We start from the raw sequence: 23,682 nt of genomic DNA on the forward strand, positions 1-23,682 counted from the left end.
TGATCGCGGTCAGCAGACTGGCTGATAATGCTCATTTTTCCCTGACATTCCTTTCCAGCCAGTGGGAGGCAAGGGTGGTCCATGCAAGTCCGGCTTTGTTATCAGGACGCAGGCCGTAGCCGTGTCCGCCTTTGGCATACAGGTGCAATTCTACCTGTACTTTGGCTTCCCGTAGTGCGCCTGCCATCACCAGTGCGCTGTTCGCGTATGGATCGTCTGCTGTGGCAAACAGGAAAGTAGGCGGGGTATGATCATTTATCTGTAGTTCTGGTGTAATGCTGTGATTGGCGCCGAGATCAAGATATGCGGGATAGATCAGCAGTGCAAAGTCCGGACGGGCAGAAGCGCTGTCTGATTTGTCAACAGGGGCATAGCTCTGTTTGTTATACAGGGTGCTGGCCCGGGCACTCAGACTGCCACCGGCAGAGAAACCCAGTACACCGATCTTTTCCTGTTTCAGCTGCCATTCCGAAGCTCTGGAACGTACAATACGCAAAGCACGCTGTACGTCCTGTAAGGCGCCTTCCTGCTTCTGTGGTACCCGGTATTGCAGTACAAAAGCAGTATATCCCAGTCCGTTCAGCCATTGGGCTATTTCATAGCCTTCCAGATTGATGGCAAGGATCTGATAACCTCCTCCCGGACACACAATTACGGCTGCACCATTGGCTTTGCTTTTCTCCGGCAGAAAGACCTGCATCACCGGATCAGTTACATCGGTCAGTCTGATAACACCCTTGCTGCTGTCACTGGTCGGAACAGCCGGTTTTTTAGGGGCTGTTTCACCGGGTACGGCGCCTGGCCAGAGGTGAATGATGTCTTTTTCCTTTGTTTGTGCAAATGCCTGCATAGTGAACCATGAGAGTAAGAGTGTGTACAATGTCTTTTTCATACCGGGACGGGTTTGGGCAACAAAATAACTAAAACGCACTGCAAAAAAAAGAGAGAAAAAAGAGGGGTTAATTTTGGGGCTAAAGAACAATAGTATAGTGTAGTGGTGCTTTGGTGTTAACAGGTACAAAATTATAATCCGGAGGTATGCAGCACAAGCGTACTTCTACGGAATCTGCTGCCTGCGGTAATAACGTATGAGTATAAACGCAGCAGGATTCGGCTCTCCCGGATACTGCCTGCAGTATAATAGGAGGATTTTTTATTATATTTGCCCCGACTCAAAATAATCATCGTACCGCCGGGTACACAACCCACTATGCTATGAAAACTGCACGTTTCATCGTCTTGCTATTGCTATGCTGTATGTCCACAGCCTTCTCCCAATCCATTACTGACGTTATTTCCAGTGCTGAATGGGATGTATTATTTCCGCATCGTTTTAATCCTGATGACCGTACCGGTAGTGGTACCTTGCCCACTACAGCTGCGAAGGATTTTTACTCTTACGCTAACTTCAGAGAGGCGGTAAGACTGATGTCCAACATCAGGATCATTTCTGAAAGACGTTGCGCGACCAACGCCTACAAACTCACCCGTGTGGACAAAACCACCGGCGCTTCAGTCGTGATCCGTCTGGATGGGGATTTCAACACTTCTCCTAACGCCATTATCCGCGAGGAGATCGATTATGCCACTTTTGCGGGTGAGGGAGACCTGGCTGTCCGTAAAAGAGAACTGATGGCATTTCTGGCCAATATCTCACAGGAAACAACCGGTGGTTGGCCGACAGCTCCGGGTGGTCAGTATGCATGGGGATTGTACTTCCGGGAAGAAGTTGGCTATGAAGGCACCAGTAACATTGGTTACCGCGAAGCCAGCACACAGTATCCGCCTGCTGCGGGTAAATCCTATCATGGCCGTGGCCCGATTCAGTTAAGCTGGAACTATAACTACGGTCAGGCCAGCGAATTTATCTTCGGTGACAAGAATGTACTGCTCGCTAATCCGGAGAAAGTAATTCAGGATGGCGTAATCGCTTTCCAGACAGGTATCTGGTTCTGGATGGCGCAACAATATCCGAAACAGTCCTGCCATGATGTAATGATCCCCGGTAAATGGCAGCCTACCGCCGCACAGACGGCTGCAGGACTGAAACCGGGTTTTGGCGCTACGGTGAACATCATTAACGGCGGACTGGAATGTAACAAGGGTACCGAGAACACGAAAGTACTCAGCCGTATTGCGCATTATCAGCGTTATACTGGTATCAAACAGGTAAGCATGGAGCTGGATGGCGGTAACAACGCGGTTAACTGTGGTTGCGCAAATATGGCCCCTTTTGCCATCGACAACACAGAATGCGCACAGATCACTGCATTGACCTTTACTTCTCCTGCGAATGGTATCCTGAGTGTGACTTCCCTGTCACCTGTGACATTGGCAGTAGCGAAAAGTGATCCGAAGAATGAGATCACACAGGTATTCATCAAAATCGGCGGCCTGAGACTGGCAGGTACCAGCGTACAATGGACACCGACCGCCTATGGTCAGCAGACGGCTACTGCCGTGGGCCTGAGAAATGGTAAGGACTCCATCGTTACAACGATCAATTTCACTGTATGGAACAGCCAGACTTTTGCTGGTTGTGCTTCTCTGCCAGCGTGGGAATCAGGAAAGACATATGAGGCAGCCGGCAATATCGTTCGCTATAACAGTGTCATCTACCGTAACCTCTGGTGGGCTGGTAGTGGCGATGTACCGGGTACTAACAGTACATGGGCAGTTGTGGGTGCCTGTAATGGTAATGGCGGCGATGGTGGTGGCACCGGTCAGCCTTGTGGTGGTGTACAGGGATGGACGCCCGGTGGTATCTATACACAGGGTGTGAAAGTTGCTTATGGTAATAAGATCTATCAGGCTAAATGGTGGACACAGGGAGATCAGCCGGATACCAATACCGGTGATGCAAAACCATGGACTTTTGTAAGTAATTGTCCGGTAGCTGCGGCTGGCGCTGTAACAACAGCGGCTGTTATCAGCGAAACACCATCCTCAGAAAGCACACTGAAAGTGTATCCAAACCCTGTGAATGGTAACACATTGACTGTAACGGTAAATGGTAAAGGCAGGGAAAGACTGTTGGTATCATTGCTGAGTGCTGAAACCGGTCAGCCGGTATTACAGCAGATCGTTATGCCAAATGGCAGCGCGGCACAGCAGGTACTGCTCGACATCAGCCGTGTACCTTCCGGTACCCTGATCCTGAAAGTGGACAGTGGCAGATATGGCGTGATGGGTACGAAGAAGATCATCCGCATAAAATAAAATATTAAATTTTAAGGGAATTGTAACCAATGGCATATCTTATGCGTTAAGGTTACAGTTCCCTTTCTGTTTCCAGGAAAGGGCTATAAAATAATTTTCATGAGAAAACCATTAACCTTTATTTTCCTGGCGACGATTGCCATGACGGGATGTAGTAAAAAAACGACTTCCGGCGCTGCTGAAGAATGTATCAAATACAGTAAAGTGCCTGTTAGTCAGATTGATAAAGCATCTGCAGGTACCAACGGTGCAACCACCGTTTATTTTCAGGTAAACAGTGGCTGCGGACAGTTCAGTAAATTCATTGAAAAGAAAAGCGGTAATACGATCACTATTGATGTAGAAGCTGTTTACAAAGGTTGTATGTGTACAATGGATATTCCTACACGCCAGACTTCTTATAAGTTGAAAGAAAAGGCTGCAGGCACTTACTACCTGAAGTTTGTATCCGGAGAGAATCAATTTATCACAGATACTGTGATCGTGAAATAATACGGTCAGATTGCGATAATATATACAGACTATAAAAAGAAGAAGGGATAAGGTGCAAAACCTCATCCCTTTTTTCTTCCATCTTAAATCCCGAAAACTAATAGTTAAATCCCTTTCTTTTGTACATCCAGATGTTTCTCCAACCATCGCCCTGTTGTGCAAGGGTCAGTTCGTCGGCTGTAAGTTTTACGATCACGTAAGTCACTTTATTGCCGAGCGGAATATCTCCACCTGTTATCTTTAAAGTTCTGTTCAGTGTATCCAGCTCAAACAATGCCTTCTTTGCTGCGCCGGCATGTGTAAGCGAGTAGTTTTTGGCGCCGTTGAGATCGAAGGTCATCTCATCAGCAGCAACGCCCTGTTCAGTCAGATACGCGATACCATTCTGCCACCATTCCGGAGCGGTGGCTCCACCGGAGCCATTTCCATAACAGATACCGCCGGGGATGTCTGCTGCCCATACCCATGTCTTACCTGTCTGTTCGTTGGTCAGCAGTTTCCATAAAGGACTGGCGAAATATTCCGGGTCGTTCTTTGACACGGTAATATCGCTGGAATCGGCTATCGGTCCACCTTGTGTATAGATCGTATAACGGATCGTATACTTGCCTGCGAAAGGCAGGTTGATCGTATCTTTTTTATTCTTTGAAAAGCCGCCGGTATATTCCCAGAAAGGAATATAGCTCCCTTCTGTGAGGCTGTTCAGCATAACTATATTGTCGTGTCCCTGTTCCTGAGTAATAGAGAACTTCAAGTTATCTTTTGATATGCCGGGTCCATCCATACTTTCTTCATCTTCCTTGGTACAGGAAACCAGCAGTGCAGATAACGCGAGCAGGGATAAGGTGATAAACTTTTTCATGATGCAGTTTTTTGTGGAATGATTCAACATTAGTTAGCCCATCCTGGATTTTGTCTGTAAACGCCGCTGGAGAGGTTGATCTCCTGCTCAGGTATTTTAAACAGCCCCTGTGTTTCTGTACGGAAAGAAACATTGAACTGAGCATCTGAGCTGCTGTTGTCAATGGCAGCCTTTGCTACACTCATACCCTGACGCAGCAGGTCCCAGTAACGTAAACCTTCCAGCGCAAATTCGAGTCTGCGTTCTTCCATGATCAGGCTTTTACCATTTGTAGCCGTCAGTGTTTTTCTGCTGGTGGTATTCAGGAAAGCCCTGTCACGCACCTGATTGTAATACCCCTGCGCTTTACCCAGATCACCGTCCAGATTCAGTTCAGCAGCCATCAGCAATACATCTGCATAACGGATGATGACATCATCAAAGTAGTTGTCAATCTGGAAATTACCGCCTTTGCTGTCTGCATTGCCATCATTGAGTGGCATGTATTTTTTCCAGAAATAACCGGTATACTGTGACTGATCACCGATAGCATATGCTGTCAGGTTTTCATCTTCGATAGAGATGATAGAAGCATTCCTTCTGGTATCAGCACCGTCATAGGCATTCCACAGTTTACTGTTCACCGTACCGGCGCCCCATCCTTTGTAGTAAGGGTTTAACACCTGACTACGGATGCCGATATCTACCTGCATACGGTTGCCATTGTGCTGGTCCCAGTTGCCCAGTCCTTTATGGGTGAACTTGATAGACCAGATGGTTTCTTTATTGTCTTCACCCACAAAAGAAGCAGCGGAAGCCTGCCATAAACGGGGGAAGCTGTCTACGAGTCCATAACCACCTGCGTTGATGATATTTTCCAGATAAGTGATGGCCTGTGCTTTAGTCACCACACCTGCCAGATCATTCTGGTTATAATAACCGGTATAATACAGGAATACACGGCCGATCAGTGCCTGCGCAGCCCATTTTGTTACGCGGCCGTAATTGGAGGTCGGAATACCCTGATAGGCAACAGCAGGTAATTTCTCCGCGGCATATTTCAGGTCTTCTGCGATCTGTTTGTATACATCGGCCGGAGTTGCCTGTGGCATATTGTATTCTGATACGGTCAGTGGTTTGGTCGCCAATGGCACATTGCCAAAGAAGCGGGCCAGATCAAAGTAGAAGTATGCTCTCAGGAAGCGTGCTTCTGCGATGTAGGTGTTTTTCATTGTGCTGTCGGCACCCCAGTTGACACCGTCTATTTTAGACAACAATACATTTGCTCTGTAGATACCGGTATAATATTTCTGCCATACACCCAGATTCATATTGGATGCTTCCTGAAAGCGATCCCACTGTTTCCAGACAAGGTCAGAAGTACCACCACCGCCGAAACAGTTGTCACTGGCCAGTTCTGATACAAGATGTATATTATCGTAATCACCGATATTGAGCTGATTGTACACCGCTACCAGTGCCTGCAGGGCCTGATCCGGTGTCTGATAGAAGGAGGTTTCTGTCTGTTCATCAACAGGAGAACGCTCCAGAAAATCCTTGCTGCAGGCAGCAAAGAGCGAGATAGCTATAATGGAAGCGAAGATCTTTTTCATGTGGAATGATTTACGGGATTAGAATTTAACGTTCAGACCTACCAGTACTGACTTAGGTTGCGGATAGGTACCCAGATCAATGCCGGAAGCCCATCCCGTAGGACCATAACCTACTTCAGGATCTACTCCTTTATAAGGTGTAAAGGTGAACAGGTTGGTGGCAGAAACGTATAATCTTAACTGTCCCAGCGGCAGTGTATGTAAGAGCTGTTTGAAATCATATCCGAGATTCAGGCTCTTTACACGCAGGAAGGACGCATTGTGTACATACAGGTCGGAAGAACGGATCCAGTTCTGGTTCAGTTCTGCGCCATCAGTAACACGTGGCAGGCGGTTGGAGCTGCCTTCTCCTGTCCAGCGACCGAGGATTTCGGTTGTATAATTACTGAGCGGACGGGAGAAATCATGTGTACCATCCCAGATCTGATTGCCGTAGTTACCATATAATGAAGCGGAGAAATCAAATCCTTTATAACCCAGGTTGATGTTCAGACCGTAGGTGAATTTAGGATAAGGATTACCGATCTGGGTCTGATCTTTACTATCAATTACGCCATCTCCGTTCAGGTCCTGAAAGCGTACATCACCCGGTTGTGCATTTGGCTGTATTCTTTTACCGTCTTTGGATACGTAAGCCGCTACTTCCTGCTCATTCTGAAAGATACCAGCGGTCTTATATCCGTAGAAATAACCCATAGGGTAGCCTACCTGTGCGCGGTAGAATTCAGGCATACTGGGGTAGGTAATAGCAGTCGCACCATTGATGATCTTTTCCTTGTTAGGAATGTCCGTGATCTCGTTGCGGTTGATACCCATATTACCATTTACACCTACACTCAGCCCATTGAAAGTATGATTGTAACCAAGAGAGATTTCTACACCCTGATTACGCACATCACCACCATTGATCAGTACTGTTGCCGCACCGGATACAGCAGGTACATTTACAGGTACCAGCCAGTCTTTGGTAGTTTTACGATAGATGTCAACCGTCAGGTTGAAGTCCTTCAGGAAGTTTGCATCAAAGCCGATGTTAGCTTGTTCTGAAGTTTCCCATTTCAGATCAGGGTTGGATATTTTGATGGGAGCAGCGCCGATAGCAGGTGCGTCTCCACTACCGAAATAGTAACCGAGGTATTGCGTGGAAATAGTAGATAGGTATTGATAATAGCCGGTTGGCAGGTTACCGTTCTGGCCCCAGCCTGCGCGGATCTTCAGGAAGTCCAGCCAGCGGGATTTGAAGAAATCTTCATTGGTCGGTACCCAACCCACAGAGAAAGAAGGGAAGTAAGCCCTGCGGTTGTTCGGACCGAAGCGGGAAGATGCATCTGATCTTACCACAGCGGTGAACATATATTTATCAGCATATGAATAGCTGATACGTCCGAAGTAAGAATAGATGGTCGCAGAGCTGTCCGCGCCGTAGATACGTTGTGTACTGTCTGTCGTACCATTATCGATGACAGCATTATCCAGACCGGTTTTGGTCAGGTCCTGTTTGTATCCGTAGAGATAATTCGCTTTTGTTTCATTGGCGTTCATACCTACGAGTACACCTACATTGTGCTTACCGAAATCGCGCTGATAATTGATGGTATTATCCCAGTTCCATGAATTGGTGCGATAGATACCTTGTGTTGCGCGTGAATGTTCGTTGATCACATTTGTAGACAGATTATAGAGTGGTGTATAGCTTCTGGAATCAGTACTGCTGATGTCAATACCGAAGTCAGTACGGATAGACAATCCTTTGATGGGAGATACCTGTAAATAAGTATTCCCCATGATACGGTTTGTTTTATCCTTATTCTGATTCTGATAATCCATCAACGCTACCGGGTTTGCTTCTTCTACGTTAAAGGAAGATTTTGCATAGTTGCCATTCTCATCGTATACAGGGAATAGTGGACTGGTACTGAACACGGAGCGGATGGCGTTGTTGTAGATGTTGCCTACACCGATGCCTCTTTTGCGTGACTGTGTATAGGTCAGGTTCTCTCCGAAAATGATGATATCCTTGTACATTTTGTGCTCGCTGTTCATGCGGAAAGAGAGCCTGTCATATTTGGACTGATCATTTACACCGATAATACCTGCCTGTTCAGTGTATGCAATAGAGGAGGAGAATACAGATGCATCATTTCCGCCGGCAAAGCTGAGGGAATGATTCTGCATCGGTGCATTCTTATTATAAATGGCTTCCTGCCAATCGGTGCCTTTACCCAGTTTTGAAAGCTGGTCTACGGTGAAGTATGGTTGTCCGCCGGAATTGATGGCCATCTCATTCATGATCACACCATAATCGTGTGCATTGAGTACGGATACTTTATGAGAAGGATTCTGGGTACCATAGTAGGCATCGTAAGCAATCTTCATGGTGCCTGCACGACCTTTACGGGTTGTGATCAATACGACACCATTTGCTGCTCTCGCACCATAGATAGCAGAAGATGCTGCATCTTTCAGTACATCCATGCTGGCAATATCGGAGGCGTTCAAATAACTGATATCGTATGTGGGTACACCATCCACGATGTACAGCGGATCTGCATTACCCACAGTACTTGTACCACGGATACGCACTTTCATGCTCTCACCCGGTTGTGCAGATGTAGCGGTGATCTGTACGCCGGGTGTTTGCCCCTGTAACGCCTGATCTACGCGCAGGGCATGGTTTTGTTCCAGCTGTTGTGTGTTAACGTGGTCAATAGCGCCGGTAACCAGTTTTTTCTTTTCGGTACCATAACCTACCACAACAATTTCATCAAGGCCGGTGGAGCCTTCATTAAGGTTAACCGTCAGAGAAGATTTTCCTCTTGCGGAGATGACTTGTTTCGTGAAACCTACGAGTGTGACTTCCAGTGAATCGGAGTCGCCTACCTGTAGATTGAAGCTGCCTGTACCATCTGTAATGGCACCATTATTAGTGCCTTTGATGCGTACGCTGGCGCCAGGAAGCGGGCTGTTATCTTTGCCTGTGGTCACTTTACCGGAAAGTGCCCGTTTCGGAGTCTGCGCCATTGCCACGTTGCCTGATAACATGGTTAATAGCAGCGCGCTGCTCAATCCGCATGATACGGGGATCATGCAGGCAGTCACAAAATCTCTGATTTTGTAAGCAGTTTTCATAATGTTAGAATGTTAGTTACGGGATGTGTTTGTCTGATGGTCGAAACGTGAATTACATTCACAACGTGTTAGTGTTATACTTAGATCTTTCTTTGTTTCATTTACGTGGTCAGTTTTTAAGTGATATCTTTTTTTCTGTACCGTCATATTTCATCACTATTGCATACGGTGTGTCCGGATCCATGCTTACCGGTTTCTCTTTTCCTGCCTTGACGATGCGGAACGTACGCTGGTGCAGCATGCCGGAGAATTTACCTGTCCGTTTGCCGATAGTCAGTGTGTTGTTTGCGTCGTCATATGTGAATGGAATGGTACTGTATTGTCCTTTTTCGTAGTTATAGTTTACGCCTTCATCTTCGTAGAGCGTGAATTTCCCGTTGCCGCCGGCATATACATATAATGTGATCGTATCGGCAGCACGCTGTGCGGTATACTGAATGGCAGGCCCGAAGGGTATGATGCTGCCCGCTTTGGCGTACAGCGGAATTCTATCCAGTGGTGCATCCACCGTAATATGTTTTCCACCTTCCGTATAGGTGCCGTCGTAGAGGTTATACCAGCCAGTGTTGGCAGGCAGATATAACTGACGCTTGCGTGCCTTGTAAGTATATACCGGATTGACCAGCAATGACGGACCAAACATAAACTGGTCGCCAATACTCTGTACAGCGGTATCTTTACCGAAATCCATTGCCAGTCCGCGCATAATCGTGTAACCATTGTGGTAAGTCTGACCAGCGAGAGAATAGATATATGGCATCAGGCGATAGCGCAGTTTGTCGTAATAGACCATTGAGTTGAACTCAACGCTGTTATCCGGTGCGATATTGAATGGTTCGCGGTAAGGGTACTGCCCATGAGAACGGAACAGCGGACAAAAAGCACCGTATTGGAACCAGCGGGCGTTCAACTCTCTCCATTCTTCCAGATCTGCGCCTTTCGGATCAGGTTGATCATATTTGTCTTCTACATAGAAACCACCAATGTCCGTTGTCCAGTAAGGCATACCGGACATACCAAAGTTGAGACCTGCAGGTATTTGTCTGGCCAGTTCATCGAAACGGGCAGCGATATCACCACTCCAGGTAGCAGCAGCATAACGTTGCATACCTGCATATGCAGAACGGGTCAGAATGAATACGCGTTGATCAGGTTTTTCCTGACGCTGACCTTCATAAATACCTTTTGCGTTCAGCAGTGCGTAAGTGTTGAAATATTGGGTGGATGGCCCTAAGGCAGTAGGGTTCATCAGTTGTTTGCGATAGTCAATGGTTGCATTAGACAGTACATCCGGCTCTGTTGCATCCAGCCACCATGCGTCTACGCCTTTACTAAAGAGGTGCTGACTGAGCAGTTGCCAGAACAGTTTACGTGCACCGGGATTGAAAGCATCGTAGAAAGTGGAGACATAACCCTGACCGATCCAGTCTCTGATACCGTCATTGATACTTTGTTTGTATAGCCAGCCTTTATCGTTAAAGAGATTGTAGTTGTGAATGTCTTTATAGAATTTAGGCCATGCGGAGATCATAAAGTGTGTGTGATAGATATTATGAAGGGAGTCAATCATCCCTTTTGCATCCGGGAAGCGGGCCGGATCAAATTCCTGACTACCCCAGGCGTTTTCCTGCCAGTAGGACCAGTCCATCACGATGTTGTCCAGTGGGATCTGTCTTTTGCGGAATTCCTGTACGGTGCTGATCACATCACGCTGTGTTTTATAGCGTTCGCGGCTTTGCCAGTAACCTAAAGCCCATTTCGGTACGATAGCAGCCTTGCCGGTGATGCTACGGTAACCGTTGATCACCTCATCCATCTGCTGACCGTATACAAAATAATAATCGATCTTTTCGCCGGCTTCTGAGGAGAAGGCTGCTTTATTTTGTAAAGTAGCAGGTGTCGGTGAAAGGTGTTTTACAGAGACAAATGCCTGATCTGATTCCGGAATCCATTCTACTTTTATCTGGTGTTGTTTACCTTTTTCCAGTTGATGACGGAATACGGAAGGACCGGGGTTCCAACCTTCTCTCCATTTGTCGAGTTTCAGTTCGCCGTCGATCCATACCTTCACATAACCGGAAGCGGTCATATAAAATTTCTCCTGACCACCTGTTTTAGAGGCGATATTGCCTTCCCAGGTGATAACACCTTTTCCCATCGGATAACCCGCGGGCATCCTTTTCAGATCTGGGAGGAAGGTAAAATCTATGGCAGATTCCTGTTTTTGGAGGAAGATGCTGTCTGGTTTGTTACGCAGAGCATAAGTAGCCGTGAGACCGCCCGTTTTGCCGTTTTTGTCTGTCAGTCCGAGACTGGACAGTTCCTCGTAAGGACGATCGTCTCCAAAGCGGGTAATAGAGTAATTATCCCAAAGGATACCATAATGATTGCTGGACACCAGATAAGGGATGACAGCGATCGAGTTGTATTGTGTCAGGTCTACATCCTGATCTTTGTAGTTCATCAGACCGGTCTGGTGTTGTCCCAGACCATAAAATGCTTCCCCGGCAGGCGATTCGAATACCTGTTGCAGCTTGTAAAGCGGCTTACCATCTATCATGGCAGGCGTGAAGGTCTTACCACCCCCTTTTTCTCCTGTAATATTACGTGGCCGTTCAGGTCCTTAAATATTACCTCTCCTGTACTCAGATCAATGCTGGCAGTTAAGGCGCTGGTTTTCAGCGTAACCTGATTGTTCTTCTCCTCACTGGTCCATTTTACCTCCCGCGTACCACTGACGATAGCCATCAGGCTGGGGGTAGTAGAAATGGAATCCGCAGGACTGGCGGTGACCCTGATAATATTATCCGTGATAACCTGCAGTTTTACCTGTTTTACTCCTCCGGCGGTTGTTTTTTCCAACCTTACTAGTAATCCGTCTTTAAGTCTTTCGATTTTTCCTGCATAAGCGAAGTGCAGGCAGCATGTAAAGGCAAGGACTGAAAAAAGTCTTTTTTTCTTCATATCGATGGAATTGATCTGATGGTTGTTTGTTGGCTACAAATGGTATATGACTGATAGTTTTTATTGCTAACGTGTGCCGACAAATTTAACAGTCCGGTATAAGACCGAGGGGAGGGGATTGTTTTAGATTAGGGTAGCAAATGTTAACTAAAAGGTGTCTCTGAAGGAAATAGATGTTAAAAGAGGGGTATGATTTGTTAAATAGCCTTTGCTTAATGCCGTTCGGGTATATGGGATAATTGCAGGATAAGCCGTAGATAACCCGTATATAAGCCGCATATAATCCGTACCTATAGGAATGGCTTATATACGGCTTATATACGGGTTATCTACGGTAACATAATGATTTATAAAGAATTCCGAAACGAAGTTGAGCGGGTACTGAGATGACTTGTCCTGAATGCCCCTAAATGGTCAAAAAACAATTTAAACCCGAAGTATATATGGCGTATATACGACGCATCTATGGGAGAGCTATACCTGAGGAATTATGTAAAAGGTATTTGACAGTGTCAATATCGGGGTTAGCAGTTTGTCATGCTCAGCAGTTATTTAACCTGATCTTAACTGGCGGGGAGGGAATGCATTTGTCATATTGTATTAAACTTGCTCATGACAATCTCCTTCGACTTAGACGACACCCTTATACCCGGCAGGATTCAGTTCCCATTTGAACGACAATATTTATGGCACAAAATGATAAGCCGGGAACGGTTGAGGAAGGGTAGCATTTTGTTAATCCGTCAGTTGAAAAAGGAGGGCTGTAAGGTATATGTATATACCACTTCCCTGCGGTCGCCTATGTATATCAGGTGTCTTTTTTTATCTTATGGTATATGGCTGGATAAGGTCATTAATAAGACCGTGCATGACAGGATATTGGGTAAGCAGGGGCAGCAGGTTTCAAAACTGCCGGTTGCTTTTAGTATCGATCTGCATGTAGATGATTCGGCAGGAGTGGCGCTGGAAGGACAGCAATACAACTTTGCGACGGTGATAGTAGGAGGCGAAGATAGTTGGGCAGAAAAGGTGATGGAAACAATCAGGAATAGTATGCTGTAGGGCAAAACAATTCCTGATTGTCAGTTCCGGTGGCTCAGTTGCCATTGGCCGCCTCTTCCAACACGCCGATATCCAGTTTTTCCATCTGCATCATTGCCATTGTCGCACGCCGCGCTCTGCCCGGGTCTTTATCCTGCATCAGTTCCTGCAAGCCTTTGGGCACCACCTGCCACGACAGACCGAATTTATCTCTGCACCAGCCGCACTTATCAATACTGCCACCCGCGGTTAATGCATCCCATAGTTTATCTACTTCGTCCTGTGTTTCACATTGGATGAACATTGAAACTGCCGGAGTGAAAGAATAGTGGGGACCACCATTCAGTGCTATGAACTCCTGACCATCCAATGTGAATTCTACGGTCATGACCTTTCCCTCCTGACCGGGTACACCCGGAGGATAACGGCTGATCTTTCCGATGGAGGAATTTTTAAATAAAGAGGTGTACAATTTTGCAGCCTCTTCTGCCTGATCATTGTACCATAAGAAAGGGGTGATCTTTTGCATAACAACTATTTTAGGATGTTTTGATGTAACAAACTTACGCTGTGGCAGGCATTCACAGGCGGTGCAAAGAAGACTTCCTGAAGGGGGATTTGGGACGGGAGATGGGGTGGCTTGTATTCCGGGTAAATTCCGGTATTTTGCAATATGCCTCAAACTATGGGAAGTACTTTTACACGCATCGCACTCAATATACACCAGCGTCTGGCGCTGGAAGCCAATCCGGTCAGTATCGCAGAACTGGCAGACGGTGGTTATATCCTCAACTTCAATAAGGACCCGAAAGTCCTGCGGCTCGATAAAGACCTGCAACAGGTCTGGCAAAAAGATCTGCAGGCACAGACGACTGACTATGTAAACTGTATTATCACTGCGAGTCCTGCCGGCGAACAAATAGCGCTTTCCTGTATGGAGACGGTCCGTATATTGGATATGGAAGGAAATATGGAATGGATCTTCCCGCATGATGGCTGGGAGAAATTCCTCGGATCTTCCTGTACCTTCTCCAACGATGGCGCACTGATCTGGTTCATTGTGCCCGCCAGTTCGGCATTGGAAAATGATATACTGTATGTGGTGCGGCAGTCAGATCGTAAAGTACAGGATACATGGATGATGGAAGGAAATCAGGAGTATAATTATGTGATCCATGCAGCACCGGATAAGACAGGTGTACTGATAGAGGCCGCTGCCGGACAGGATAGTAATCTCTTATTTCAGGCTTCCCTGACGGATGGTAAAATAGTGGTGCATGCATTGACACAATGTGATGACAGGATCATGGGGTCTTTTGCACCTGATGGAAATGAGTTTGTAACTGCGCCCCATTATGAGGGAGGAATCATTGTGTACAGTTATCCGGAGATTAACGCGATTGCTACCCTTGAAGAAGAAGAACTGTTCGCAGAAAGAAATGAGTATCCATCTGAAGAAGATACCGATAGTCTTGAGTATGTCGTACAGTATATCAGTAATAAAACCCTGCTGGCATTTTCCCGTTTTGGCAGATTGCTCCTGATCGATAGAAATACGATGCAATGTACCGGAGAATTATTGCCGGAAGGTTGTGAGATCAGGGCCTATGATATGGCCGGCCGGCCAACAAAAGACCCGCGCCAGATCGTAGATTACGCTGGTGAGATCGTTACGGTGTGTGTCAATAAACAGCGACAGTTGCTACTGACGCATAATGCAGGAGAAGTAAGACTGTATAACCTGCCGGATGAATTGTTTTAGCGTTTACCCGGTTCGCCGGCGAAGTTTCCTTTAGGATAACCGTCCGGTGTCTTTACTTCGAAGTATTCATCAAAGTCTTTCTTATCTGTAGTGGCGTACAGCTGATTAATAGAATTGATAAAAGAGGTTAGATCCGGGGCAATCGTGTCACGATCATTATCTGCATGCCAGAACTCTATCAGCTGTCCTTTTATACCGGTAAATACACCGGTAGTATCATAACAGATATAATCTCCGCCGCCATTGTCCCATAGCGGGATCCATGAAGGATGCCACCAGTTCTCCATTTCAAAGTCGGTGCCGATCATACCTGTCAGTTCGCTGGCGGTGTCCAGTGCATGTTGCAGGGACAGAAACATGGAATTGTTTACAAACGCCTCATATGTGCCTTCCTGCTGACCGTTTTTCCATTGGTACAAAGCACGGAGATCTGCAGGAAGTGTCACATTATAAGCCTTCTCGAGTGCCGCAATGGCTTCTGCTGACAATCCGGGCTGTAAGGTAGCATAGTAATCTGCCCGTTTGGTACTGAGGTGTTCGTCAAGTTTGTTCAGATATGCCTGCATAAGTGCCGTTTTAAATGTTCTTATAAGCTGAAGGCAACACGCCGTATTCGAGTTTGAAATACTTTGCAAAGTACTTAGGATTATTGAATCCTACTTCATATGCTACTTCTGCTACTGTCAGCTGACTTTTACCCAGCAGCTGGGCCGCTCTTTTCAGCCGGATAGACCGGATAAATTCAAGCGGTGTTTTGCCGGTAATAGACAACAGTTTTTTATAGGCAGATACACGGCTCATGTGGAGGCCGCGGCTGAGTTCTTCCACAGAAAAATCAGGATTGGAAATATTCTTCTCTACAATCTGTAAAGCCTGTTGCAGGAAGAGCTCATCCTGTGAAGAAATGGCAATTTCTTCCGGATGCGCGTCTATATGCTGCTGAAAGGTCTTTTTAAGTGATATCTGCTGAGAGATGATATTGCGGATACGGGACAATAAGACCTCATAGTTGAACGGCTTGGTGATATAGTCTGTGGCGCCGTTATCCAATGCTTCCAGCTGATCTTCTTCCGAAGCACGGGCAGTGAGCAATATGACCGGCAGATGCGCGAGGCGTTGATTTTGTCTTATCCGGCGACAAAGTTCCAGTCCATCCATTTCAGGCATATTAACATCACTGACAATGAGATTAGGGATGGTCTGCTGCAGGATCTCCCAACCGGATTTGCCATTAGCCGCATCGATGATATGAAAATATACACTCAGGTTGTCTTTGAGATAGAACCTGAAGTCTTCACTGTCTTCAATCAAAAGCAATACTGGTTTTTTACCTGTATAAGGCGCAGGAACCGGATCGGCTGGTACCGGTGCGGATAGGATATTCGTGCTGACAGGTGCTGTCAGTACCGGCTGATGCACGAGTCCTCTCACCGGCAACAGGATTGTAAAGGTACTGCCCATACCCGGCGCACTATCTACCGTAATGCTACCGCCATGTAATTTGACAAACTCCCGGGTTATACTTAAACCGATACCGCTGCCCTGATTTAACAAAGAACCGGGGATATCATGCTGAAAGAATCTTTCAAAGATACGTTCCTGTTGCTCCAGCGGAATACCAATACCATTGTCCTTAACGATAATCGCCAGGCTTGATCCATGTTGCACCTGTACATCCACAGAAATATTTCCCTGCTCCGGTGTAAACTTGAATGCATTGCTCAACAAATTAAAAATGATCTTCTCGATTTTATCCGGATCATATAACATATTCAGCTCTTTCACACTACTATGAAAATCCAGATGTATCTGTTTCTTTTCTGATAAGTCGGAGAAGGAAGTGGTCAGGTCTTTTACAAAGGCAACGATATCTCCTTCACTGGGGTGTAGCTTGATTTCCTGTACTTCCATTTTGCGGAAATCCAGCAGCTGGTTGACCAGATTCAATAAGCGGCGGGCATTGCGTTGAACGAGGACCAGTTGTTGCTGGATATTGGCTTCCACACCTTTGCCGAGTATCTTTTCAAGCGGTGTAATAATCAGACTAAGGGGTGTTCTGAACTCATGGCTGATATTCGTGAAGAAACGGATCTTCAGTGCATCCAGTTCGTGAATGCGTTGAGCCTCCTGTTTTTCCTGTTCTATACGTGAACGCAGCCGTTCTCTTTCCAGTACGACCCTTCTGGCAAGTATCAGTGCACCGATGATCAGCAGGATGTAGATAAAGAATGCCAGTGGTGTGCGCCAGAAAGGAGGGAGGATGGTGATATGTAATTCCAGCGGCGCAGGTGTCCATACACCGTCGTTATTAGAGGCGCGCACGCGGAAGGTATATTCCCCCGGATCAAGATTCGTATAAGTGGCTTTACGCACACTACCGTCTGTCGTTAACCATTCATTGTTGAAGCCTTCCAGCATGTAAGCATACTGATTCTTTTCCGGATGGAAATAGTTCAGTGCTGCGAAGGAGATAGAGAATACATTTTCCCGGTATTTTAAAGTGATCGCCTGTGTACGCGTGATCGCCTGTTGCAGGAGTATACGGCCGTTAAAATGCTCGCCGGGTTCCATGCTTTTATTAAAGACCTGAAAGTCGGTGAGTACGATCGGCGGGACAGTGGTATTGACCGCGATACTGTGTGGGTTGAAGATATTGAATCCATTGCCACCTCCGAAGATAAACTCTCCTTTACTTGTTTTCAGTGCAGCGTTTTCATTGAATTCACGTCCCTGTAAACCATCGGATTCATCGTATTGTTTACAGCTGATCTTATAGACGGGAGCGCGTTGTAACAGCGTAAGATTGACGATGCCATTGGCAGTACTCATCCAGAGCGTGCTATCACGATCTTCGAGGATATTCAGGACGGTATTATCCGGCAGTCCATCCTCTTTGCGCAGGATACTGATCTTTTTAGTAGCGGGATCATAGACATTCAGTCCTTCCCGGGTACCGATCCATATCAGGCCCCTTTTATCTTCATACAAACAGATGACGTTGCGGTTGCTGATGCCACCGGTTTGTTTGTCAATACTTTCATAATGGGTGAACTTCCCTGCATTATTCATGACGTCCAGTCCATCGGCAGTACCGATCCATATATTACCGGCTTTATCTTCCAGCAGAGCAGATACATAAGGGGAGCGGATGGAGTTAGGTGCACCATTGGCATAATGCTGAAAGTGGCCCGTATTTCGGTCGAGGATATTGAGTCCGCCGCCAAGCGTACCCACCCAGAGTCTTTGCTTGCTGTCTTCGAATATCTCCCATACGCTGTTATCACTCAGACTGTTTGGATTGGCTGCATCATGTTTATAGTGTGTGAAACGGTTGCCGTCGAAACAATCAAGTCCGCCGAAATAGGAACCTATCCACAGTTTCTGCTGATGATCTATCCATAAGCTGACGATCACATTGCCGCTGGGAGAATTGGGATTACCCGCATCATGCAGATATTGTTTGTAGGTATTACGGCTGCGGTCGTAGTAGATCAATCCGCCGCCATTAGTGCCAATCCAGAGATTACCCTGGGCATCTTCCGCGAAGCGGTTCACATCATCATAGGGAAGACTGTTGGCCGTAAATGCTTCGTGCTGGTATAAAGGGAACTTAACGATATTCTCATGATAATAGCAGATGCCTTTCTTATAAGTGCCTATCCATATGATACCGGTGTTATCACGATAGAGTGCATTGATACTATTTTGACTCAGGCTTTTAGGATTTTCACTGTTGTTGACGAGGTATTGGATGCTTTGTCTGGTTTTATCGATGATATTGATACCTCCATGATCAGTACCAATCCATATCAGGCCCTGATTATCCTGTACGACACCGCGTACGATATTGTTATTGAGGCGGAGTGGCCCACTGTTCTGATCATAGTGAGTGAATACAGCTGTATGTTGCTTATAATAATAGATGCCCTGTACGTCGGAGTTACTGAATATCCATAGGTCTCCGTCACTGTCTGCCATCATCTGATAGTCCTGTTGACTGTTACGACCATTTTGTTCCGGAAGGGATGTACGTGTGGTGATCTGGTGTGTACGTGCGTCGAACTTTTGTAGTAATCCATCTGCCTGCAGTACCCAGATATTGTCATTGTTGTCTTGTGCAACCGCAGCAATGACGCTGGTTTTCGCTTGCATAATCCTTTTAGCAGAATGTGTAGTTGGCGTATAGGTAAAGAGTCCGTTTTTAGGAACAGCGAACCAGTAAGTACCACTTTTATCTTTCATGATCTGGCCGACGGAGTCACCGGGGATCCCGTAATGGCGGAGTGTTGTGCGTATATCACGTTCGAAGTTGCCTGTTTCCGGATGATAGATGTTCTGTCCGTTGCGATTTGTTACCCATAGTAGTCCATCAGGACCTTCCATGAGACTGGTAATAAAGTTATCGGAGAGTGTAGTGGAGTCGCTTAGTATCTGGCGGAAGACTTTAAAGTTATATCCATCAAAGCGATTGAGTCCTGACATGGTACCAAACCACATAAATCCCTGACTGTCTTTGAGAATGCAATTAACCTGATTGGCAGAAAGTCCCTGTGTCAGATCTATCCGGCTAAGCTGGTACTGCGAAGAAGTGCTTTGTCCTCTTAACAGCGTTGGTAAGTATACCAGCAGAAAAAGAATGAGTAGTCTTTTGTTCACTTGTCTAATAACGCGGATTTGTCTGCAAATAAATGTCTATGCTACAATATAGACCCTCTCTTGTAAATAAAAAAAGAAAGGTCGAAAGAATTCGACCTTTGTGCTAAAATTCCACGTTATGGTACTCAGGTCCATAAAAAGTTTAGCGTATATATGCTGTAATGTTATTTTAACTAAGTCTGATGAAATTATGTCTGATGTGTGCTGTTGATTCCTTATCTGATCTGCTTTTCGCCGGTATTTGTTCAATGCTCACTAACCAGGGTCAACGCTGTTGTTATCGGCAAAATATGATTACAAGGCAAATGTAATGCCCCGCTGAGTGATAACCAAGGTTTTATTTGCTTTTTTTGCGCAATCGTTTGCATCCCCCCTTAAAAAAGGCTAAACTTGCTTATTAATATATTTTTTTTATTCTTCACGGATATGAAAAGAACAGGTCTCTCTTTAATGCTGATCATCGCCTTAGGAGCAGGGCGATCGCACGCACAGCAAACGAATAACAGATTAAAGCTTTGGTATAAGGAACCGGCAGTTGAATGGTCACAGGCGCTTCCATTAGGAAACGGACGTGTTGGTGCAATGGTGTTTGGAGGAACAAGTGAGGAACTGATTCAACTGAACGAAGCTACTTTATGGTCGGGCGGTCCGGTCAGTAAGCAGGTGAATCCGGCTGCGGCTTCTTATTTACCTGCGGTACGCGCTGCATTGTTCAGTGAAAAGTATCATGAAGCGGATAGTTTGCTGCGTAAAATGCAGGGTGCTTATTCGCAGTCATTCCTGCCCCTTGGAGATGTACGTATACATCAGCAGTTAAAAGATACGCAGGTGTCGCAGTATTCCCGTGATCTGGATATTGCGAATGCGAAATCGATTACGAAGTTTGTCAGCGGTGGTGTTACTTACACGCGTGAAATGTTTATCTCCGCACCAGATCAGGTGATTGTGATCAGACTGCGTGCAAGCAGGAAAGGCGCGCTGCAGTTTAAAGCCGATCCATCCAGTCAGCTGCATTATCAGAATACGGTTACCGGCACAAAAGAAATCGCGATGCGCGGAAAGGCGCCTTCGCAGGTAGACCCGAGTTATGTCAGCTATAACGCGGAGCCTATTCAATATGAGGCAGCAGGTAGTTGCAAGGGAATGCGCTATGAACTGCGGATGCGGGTTATCAGTCCGGATGGTACTGTTACGACAGATGCTACAGGTATTACGGTGAAGAATGCCACAGAGGCCACTTTATTGCTGACGGCTGCTACCAGCTTTAACGGTTTTGATAAATGTCCGGATAGTGAAGGACTGGATGAAAAAGCGATTGCGGGCGGACAAATGAAAAAAGCCGCTGCATTGTCTTACACCAATTTGCTGCAACGTCACGAACAGGATTATCATAAATACTTTAACAGGGTTACTTTGAAGCTGACAGGTGATGATCAGTCGGCACAACCGACAGATGAAAGACTGCGCAGGTATACAGCGGGTGGAAAAGATCAGGCGCTGGAAAGTCTTTATTTTCAGTTTGGCCGCTACCTGTTGATTTCCTGTTCCCGTACGCCATCGGCACCTGCTAACCTGCAAGGTATATGGAATAAGGAGCTACGTGCTCCATGGAGTTCCAATTATACTATCAACATCAACACACAGATGAACTACTGGCCTGCGGAGGTCTGCAATCTGATGGAGATGCAGCAGCCTTTGTATCAGTTGCTGAAAGAATTGTCTGTGACGGGTGCTGCTACTGCGGGAGAGTTTTATAATACCAGAGGATGGGTTGCACACCACAACACGGATATATGGGCAATTGCCAATCCGGTAGGAGATAAAGGCAAAGGAGATCCGCAATGGGCTAACTGGATGATGGGAGGTAACTGGCTGTGTCAGTTCCTGTGGCAGCACTATTGCTATACCGGTGATGAAAAGTTCCTGCGGGATACAGCCTATCCGATCATGAAATCAGCTGCGCTTTTCAGTCTGGATTTTCTGGTGAAAGATCCGGCTTCCGGTTATCTGGTGACTGCACCAGCTACTTCACCCGAAAATAAATTCCTGCTGGCTGATGGTACACAGGAATCAGTGTCTGTCGCCAGTACTATGGACATGACGATCATCCGTGAGTTATTCAACAACGTAATAAAGGCCGGTGAAGTACTGAAAGTAGATAATGGTTTGCGTGACTCTTTACAGGTAGCTGCTGACCGCCTCTATCCGTTTAAGATAGGAAAGGATGGTAGTTTACAGGAGTGGTACAAAGACTGGCCATCCGGAGAAACAGAGCATCGTCACATTTCACATCTGTATGCATTATTCCCGGGCGATCAGATCTCAGCTGCTGCTACACCCGAACTGGCGAATGCAACCAAACGTACTTTGGAGATCAGGGGAGATGGTGGTACTGGTTGGAGTAAAGCATGGAAGATTAATACATGGGCAAGACTGGAAGATGGTAATCATGCATATAAACTATTACGCGAATTGCTGACACTCACAGGAAAAGGTTCCGTCGATATGCATAATGCAGGTGGTACTTACGCGAATCTGTTTTGTGCGCATCCGCCTTTCCAGATAGATGGTAACTTTGGTGGTACCTCTGGTATTGCACAGATGTTATTAAACGGCCAATCCAATATGATCCGTTTACTGCCTGCCTTACCGGATGCGTGGGCAACAGGTGATGTAAAAGGATTACTGGCTTATGGTGGTCACACGATCGATATGAGCTGGAAAGAAGGCAAACTGGTAGGTGTAACAATCTATGCAAAGAAGGCAGGGACCTGCTACTTACTGGCAAAGAACAGGCTGAAAGCAGGCGCAAATGCGCAACTGGCCCCGATGAAAACAAAAGATCCGTCAGCGGGATATCCTTATGCTCTCAAAACAACAGCAGGAGGAGTGTATACTTTGCTGGCAGCAGAATAACAATAGATAGAAAAAGAGAATAGTATGCCGGATAAGAAATTAGCGCTCATATGCGAAGATCCTGCCAATCTGTTTGATATGGCAAAGACCGAAGACCGTCGTCTGCTGGAAACATTACAGGCAGCAGGATGGGATGCGGAGAAAAAAGATTGGAAAGACAGCAATACAGACTGGACTGCATATGAGCTGGTGATATTAAAATCGCCTTACGATTATCACAACAGACTGGAAGAATTCAGAGCATGGTTACACAAACTGGCAGCAGCAGGTGTACAATTATTAAACCCTGTAGCGACAGTATTATGGAATGCGGATAAACACTACCTGAAAGAGATCGCAGCAGCAGGTTTTGATATTATTCCATCTGTGTTTCTGGAGAAAGAAACATCAACAGATCTGGCATCCCTGTTTGATACATTAGGTACGGATAAAATCATCGTGAAGCCTTGTGTGAGCGGAGGTTCCAAGAATACCTTTACACTGGTACGCGGAGAGACTGTATTGAATGGACATCCGCTACAGCAGTTGTTACCCAAAGAAGCGTTTATCGCGCAGCCGTTCATGAAAGAGATTCAGGAAGGTGAATGGTCGATGCTTTTCTTTGGTGGAGAATATAGTCATACCATCGTAAAGAAACCCAAGGCAGGTGATTTCAGGGTACAGCCACAGTATGGTGCGACGATTCATTCGGCCATACCAGATGCGGCTGTCATCGCGAAAGCAACGGCATTGGTACATCGTTTTGCCGGTGGTGCTTTGTATACACGGGTAGATGGTGTATTGGTTGATGGCAAGCTGGCGCTCATGGAACTGGAATTGATAGAACCATTGTTGTATACTGTATTTGATGAGCACAGTTTTGAACGATATGTGAAAGCATTGGATAAGGTGCGGAAATAATTGCAGATATCTGATCAATGAAGGGGCTGTATCAAAGTACGATACGGCCCCTTTGTATTCGGATACCTGATGGAGAAATATTTCTTTTAAGTAATTCTCAGGGTTTTCTTTTAACTTTTGATACAACCTCTTCGTATTAAAACATAATC

At 46.2% G+C, this 23,682-nt stretch carries 15 protein-coding genes; 6 read left to right on the forward strand and 9 right to left on the reverse strand.

The window, feature by feature from the left end; all coding sequences use genetic code 11:
* Positions 1 to 31 precede the first annotated feature (31 nt).
* Positions 32 to 892: an alpha/beta hydrolase gene (locus FEF09_RS18175; protein ID WP_146306431.1), complete on the reverse strand. Its 861-nt coding sequence runs from the start codon at positions 890 to 892 to the stop codon at positions 32 to 34.
* Between the two features lie 323 nt (positions 893 to 1,215).
* Between FEF09_RS18175 and FEF09_RS18180 the strand changes: the two genes are divergently transcribed.
* A complete protein-coding gene (locus FEF09_RS18180) occupies positions 1,216 to 3,219 on the forward strand; it encodes a glycoside hydrolase family 19 protein (RefSeq protein ID WP_146306432.1) in 2,004 nt (667 codons plus the stop codon).
* A 99-nt stretch (positions 3,220 to 3,318) separates the two neighbouring features.
* The gene (locus FEF09_RS18185) at positions 3,319 to 3,711 is read left to right on the forward strand and encodes a hypothetical protein (protein ID WP_146306433.1); all 393 of its coding nucleotides are present in this window, start codon (positions 3,319 to 3,321) and stop codon (positions 3,709 to 3,711) included.
* A 97-nt stretch (positions 3,712 to 3,808) separates the two neighbouring features.
* Here the strand turns inward: FEF09_RS18185 and FEF09_RS18190 are convergent, their stop codons facing one another.
* The 5 genes from FEF09_RS18190 to FEF09_RS31600 form a co-directional block, all read right to left on the reverse strand.
* Entirely contained in the window at positions 3,809 to 4,573 is a 765-nt protein-coding gene (locus tag FEF09_RS18190; RefSeq protein ID WP_146306434.1) for a hypothetical protein, read from the reverse strand.
* Positions 4,574 to 4,602: 29 nt separating this feature from the next.
* Entirely contained in the window at positions 4,603 to 6,165 is a 1,563-nt protein-coding gene (locus FEF09_RS18195; protein ID WP_146306435.1) for a RagB/SusD family nutrient uptake outer membrane protein, read from the reverse strand.
* 18 nt (positions 6,166 to 6,183) lie between these two features.
* Positions 6,184 to 9,294 carry a SusC/RagA family TonB-linked outer membrane protein gene (locus FEF09_RS18200; protein ID WP_146306436.1) on the reverse strand — a complete coding sequence of 1,037 codons (3,111 nt, stop codon included), beginning with the start codon at positions 9,292 to 9,294 and terminating at the stop codon, positions 6,184 to 6,186.
* 109 nt (positions 9,295 to 9,403) lie between these two features.
* Positions 9,404 to 11,854, reverse strand: coding sequence for a TIM-barrel domain-containing protein (locus tag FEF09_RS18205; protein ID WP_222597020.1), 2,451 nt, complete (start codon positions 11,852 to 11,854; stop codon positions 9,404 to 9,406).
* Complete coding sequence (locus FEF09_RS31600) at positions 11,851 to 12,258, reverse strand: DUF4968 domain-containing protein (protein WP_222597021.1); 408 nt, start codon at positions 12,256 to 12,258, stop codon at positions 11,851 to 11,853. Before FEF09_RS31600 ends, FEF09_RS18205 begins: the two co-directional genes overlap by 4 nt.
* 747 nt (positions 12,259 to 13,005) lie before the next feature.
* Here FEF09_RS31600 and FEF09_RS18210 point away from each other — a divergent pair.
* Positions 13,006 to 13,320 carry a hypothetical protein gene (locus FEF09_RS18210; RefSeq protein ID WP_146306437.1) on the forward strand — a complete coding sequence of 105 codons (315 nt, stop codon included), beginning with the start codon at positions 13,006 to 13,008 and terminating at the stop codon, positions 13,318 to 13,320.
* A 34-nt stretch (positions 13,321 to 13,354) separates the two neighbouring features.
* Here the strand turns inward: FEF09_RS18210 and FEF09_RS18215 are convergent, their stop codons facing one another.
* Entirely contained in the window at positions 13,355 to 13,828 is a 474-nt protein-coding gene (locus tag FEF09_RS18215; RefSeq protein ID WP_146306438.1) for a VOC family protein, read from the reverse strand.
* A gap of 156 nt (positions 13,829 to 13,984) precedes the next feature.
* Between FEF09_RS18215 and FEF09_RS18220 the strand changes: the two genes are divergently transcribed.
* Positions 13,985 to 15,061, forward strand: a complete 1,077-nt coding sequence (locus FEF09_RS18220) for a WD40 repeat domain-containing protein (protein ID WP_146306439.1) — start codon at positions 13,985 to 13,987, stop codon at positions 15,059 to 15,061.
* Here the strand turns inward: FEF09_RS18220 and FEF09_RS18225 are convergent.
* Both FEF09_RS18225 and FEF09_RS18230 read right to left on the reverse strand, forming a co-directional pair.
* A complete protein-coding gene (locus FEF09_RS18225) occupies positions 15,058 to 15,627 on the reverse strand; it encodes an SMI1/KNR4 family protein (RefSeq protein ID WP_146306440.1) in 570 nt (189 codons plus the stop codon). The two genes, FEF09_RS18220 and FEF09_RS18225, sit on opposite strands and share 4 nt — an antisense overlap.
* Positions 15,628 to 15,637: 10 nt before the next feature.
* Positions 15,638 to 19,717, reverse strand: a complete 4,080-nt coding sequence (locus tag FEF09_RS18230) for a hybrid sensor histidine kinase/response regulator transcription factor (RefSeq protein ID WP_261387578.1) — start codon at positions 19,715 to 19,717, stop codon at positions 15,638 to 15,640.
* Between the two features lie 426 nt (positions 19,718 to 20,143).
* Between FEF09_RS18230 and FEF09_RS18235 the strand changes: the two genes are divergently transcribed.
* Both FEF09_RS18235 and FEF09_RS18240 read left to right on the forward strand, forming a co-directional pair.
* Positions 20,144 to 22,633, forward strand: coding sequence for a glycoside hydrolase family 95 protein (locus tag FEF09_RS18235; RefSeq protein ID WP_261387579.1), 2,490 nt, complete (start codon positions 20,144 to 20,146; stop codon positions 22,631 to 22,633).
* 24 nt (positions 22,634 to 22,657) lie between these two features.
* Positions 22,658 to 23,533, forward strand: coding sequence for a RimK family alpha-L-glutamate ligase (locus FEF09_RS18240; protein WP_146306442.1), 876 nt, complete (start codon positions 22,658 to 22,660; stop codon positions 23,531 to 23,533).
* The last annotated feature ends 149 nt before the right edge of the window (positions 23,534 to 23,682 follow it).

The sequence above is a fragment of the Chitinophaga pinensis genome (genome assembly GCF_007896845.1).
GTDB classification, from domain to species: Bacteria; Bacteroidota; Bacteroidia; order Chitinophagales; family Chitinophagaceae; genus Chitinophaga; species Chitinophaga pinensis_C.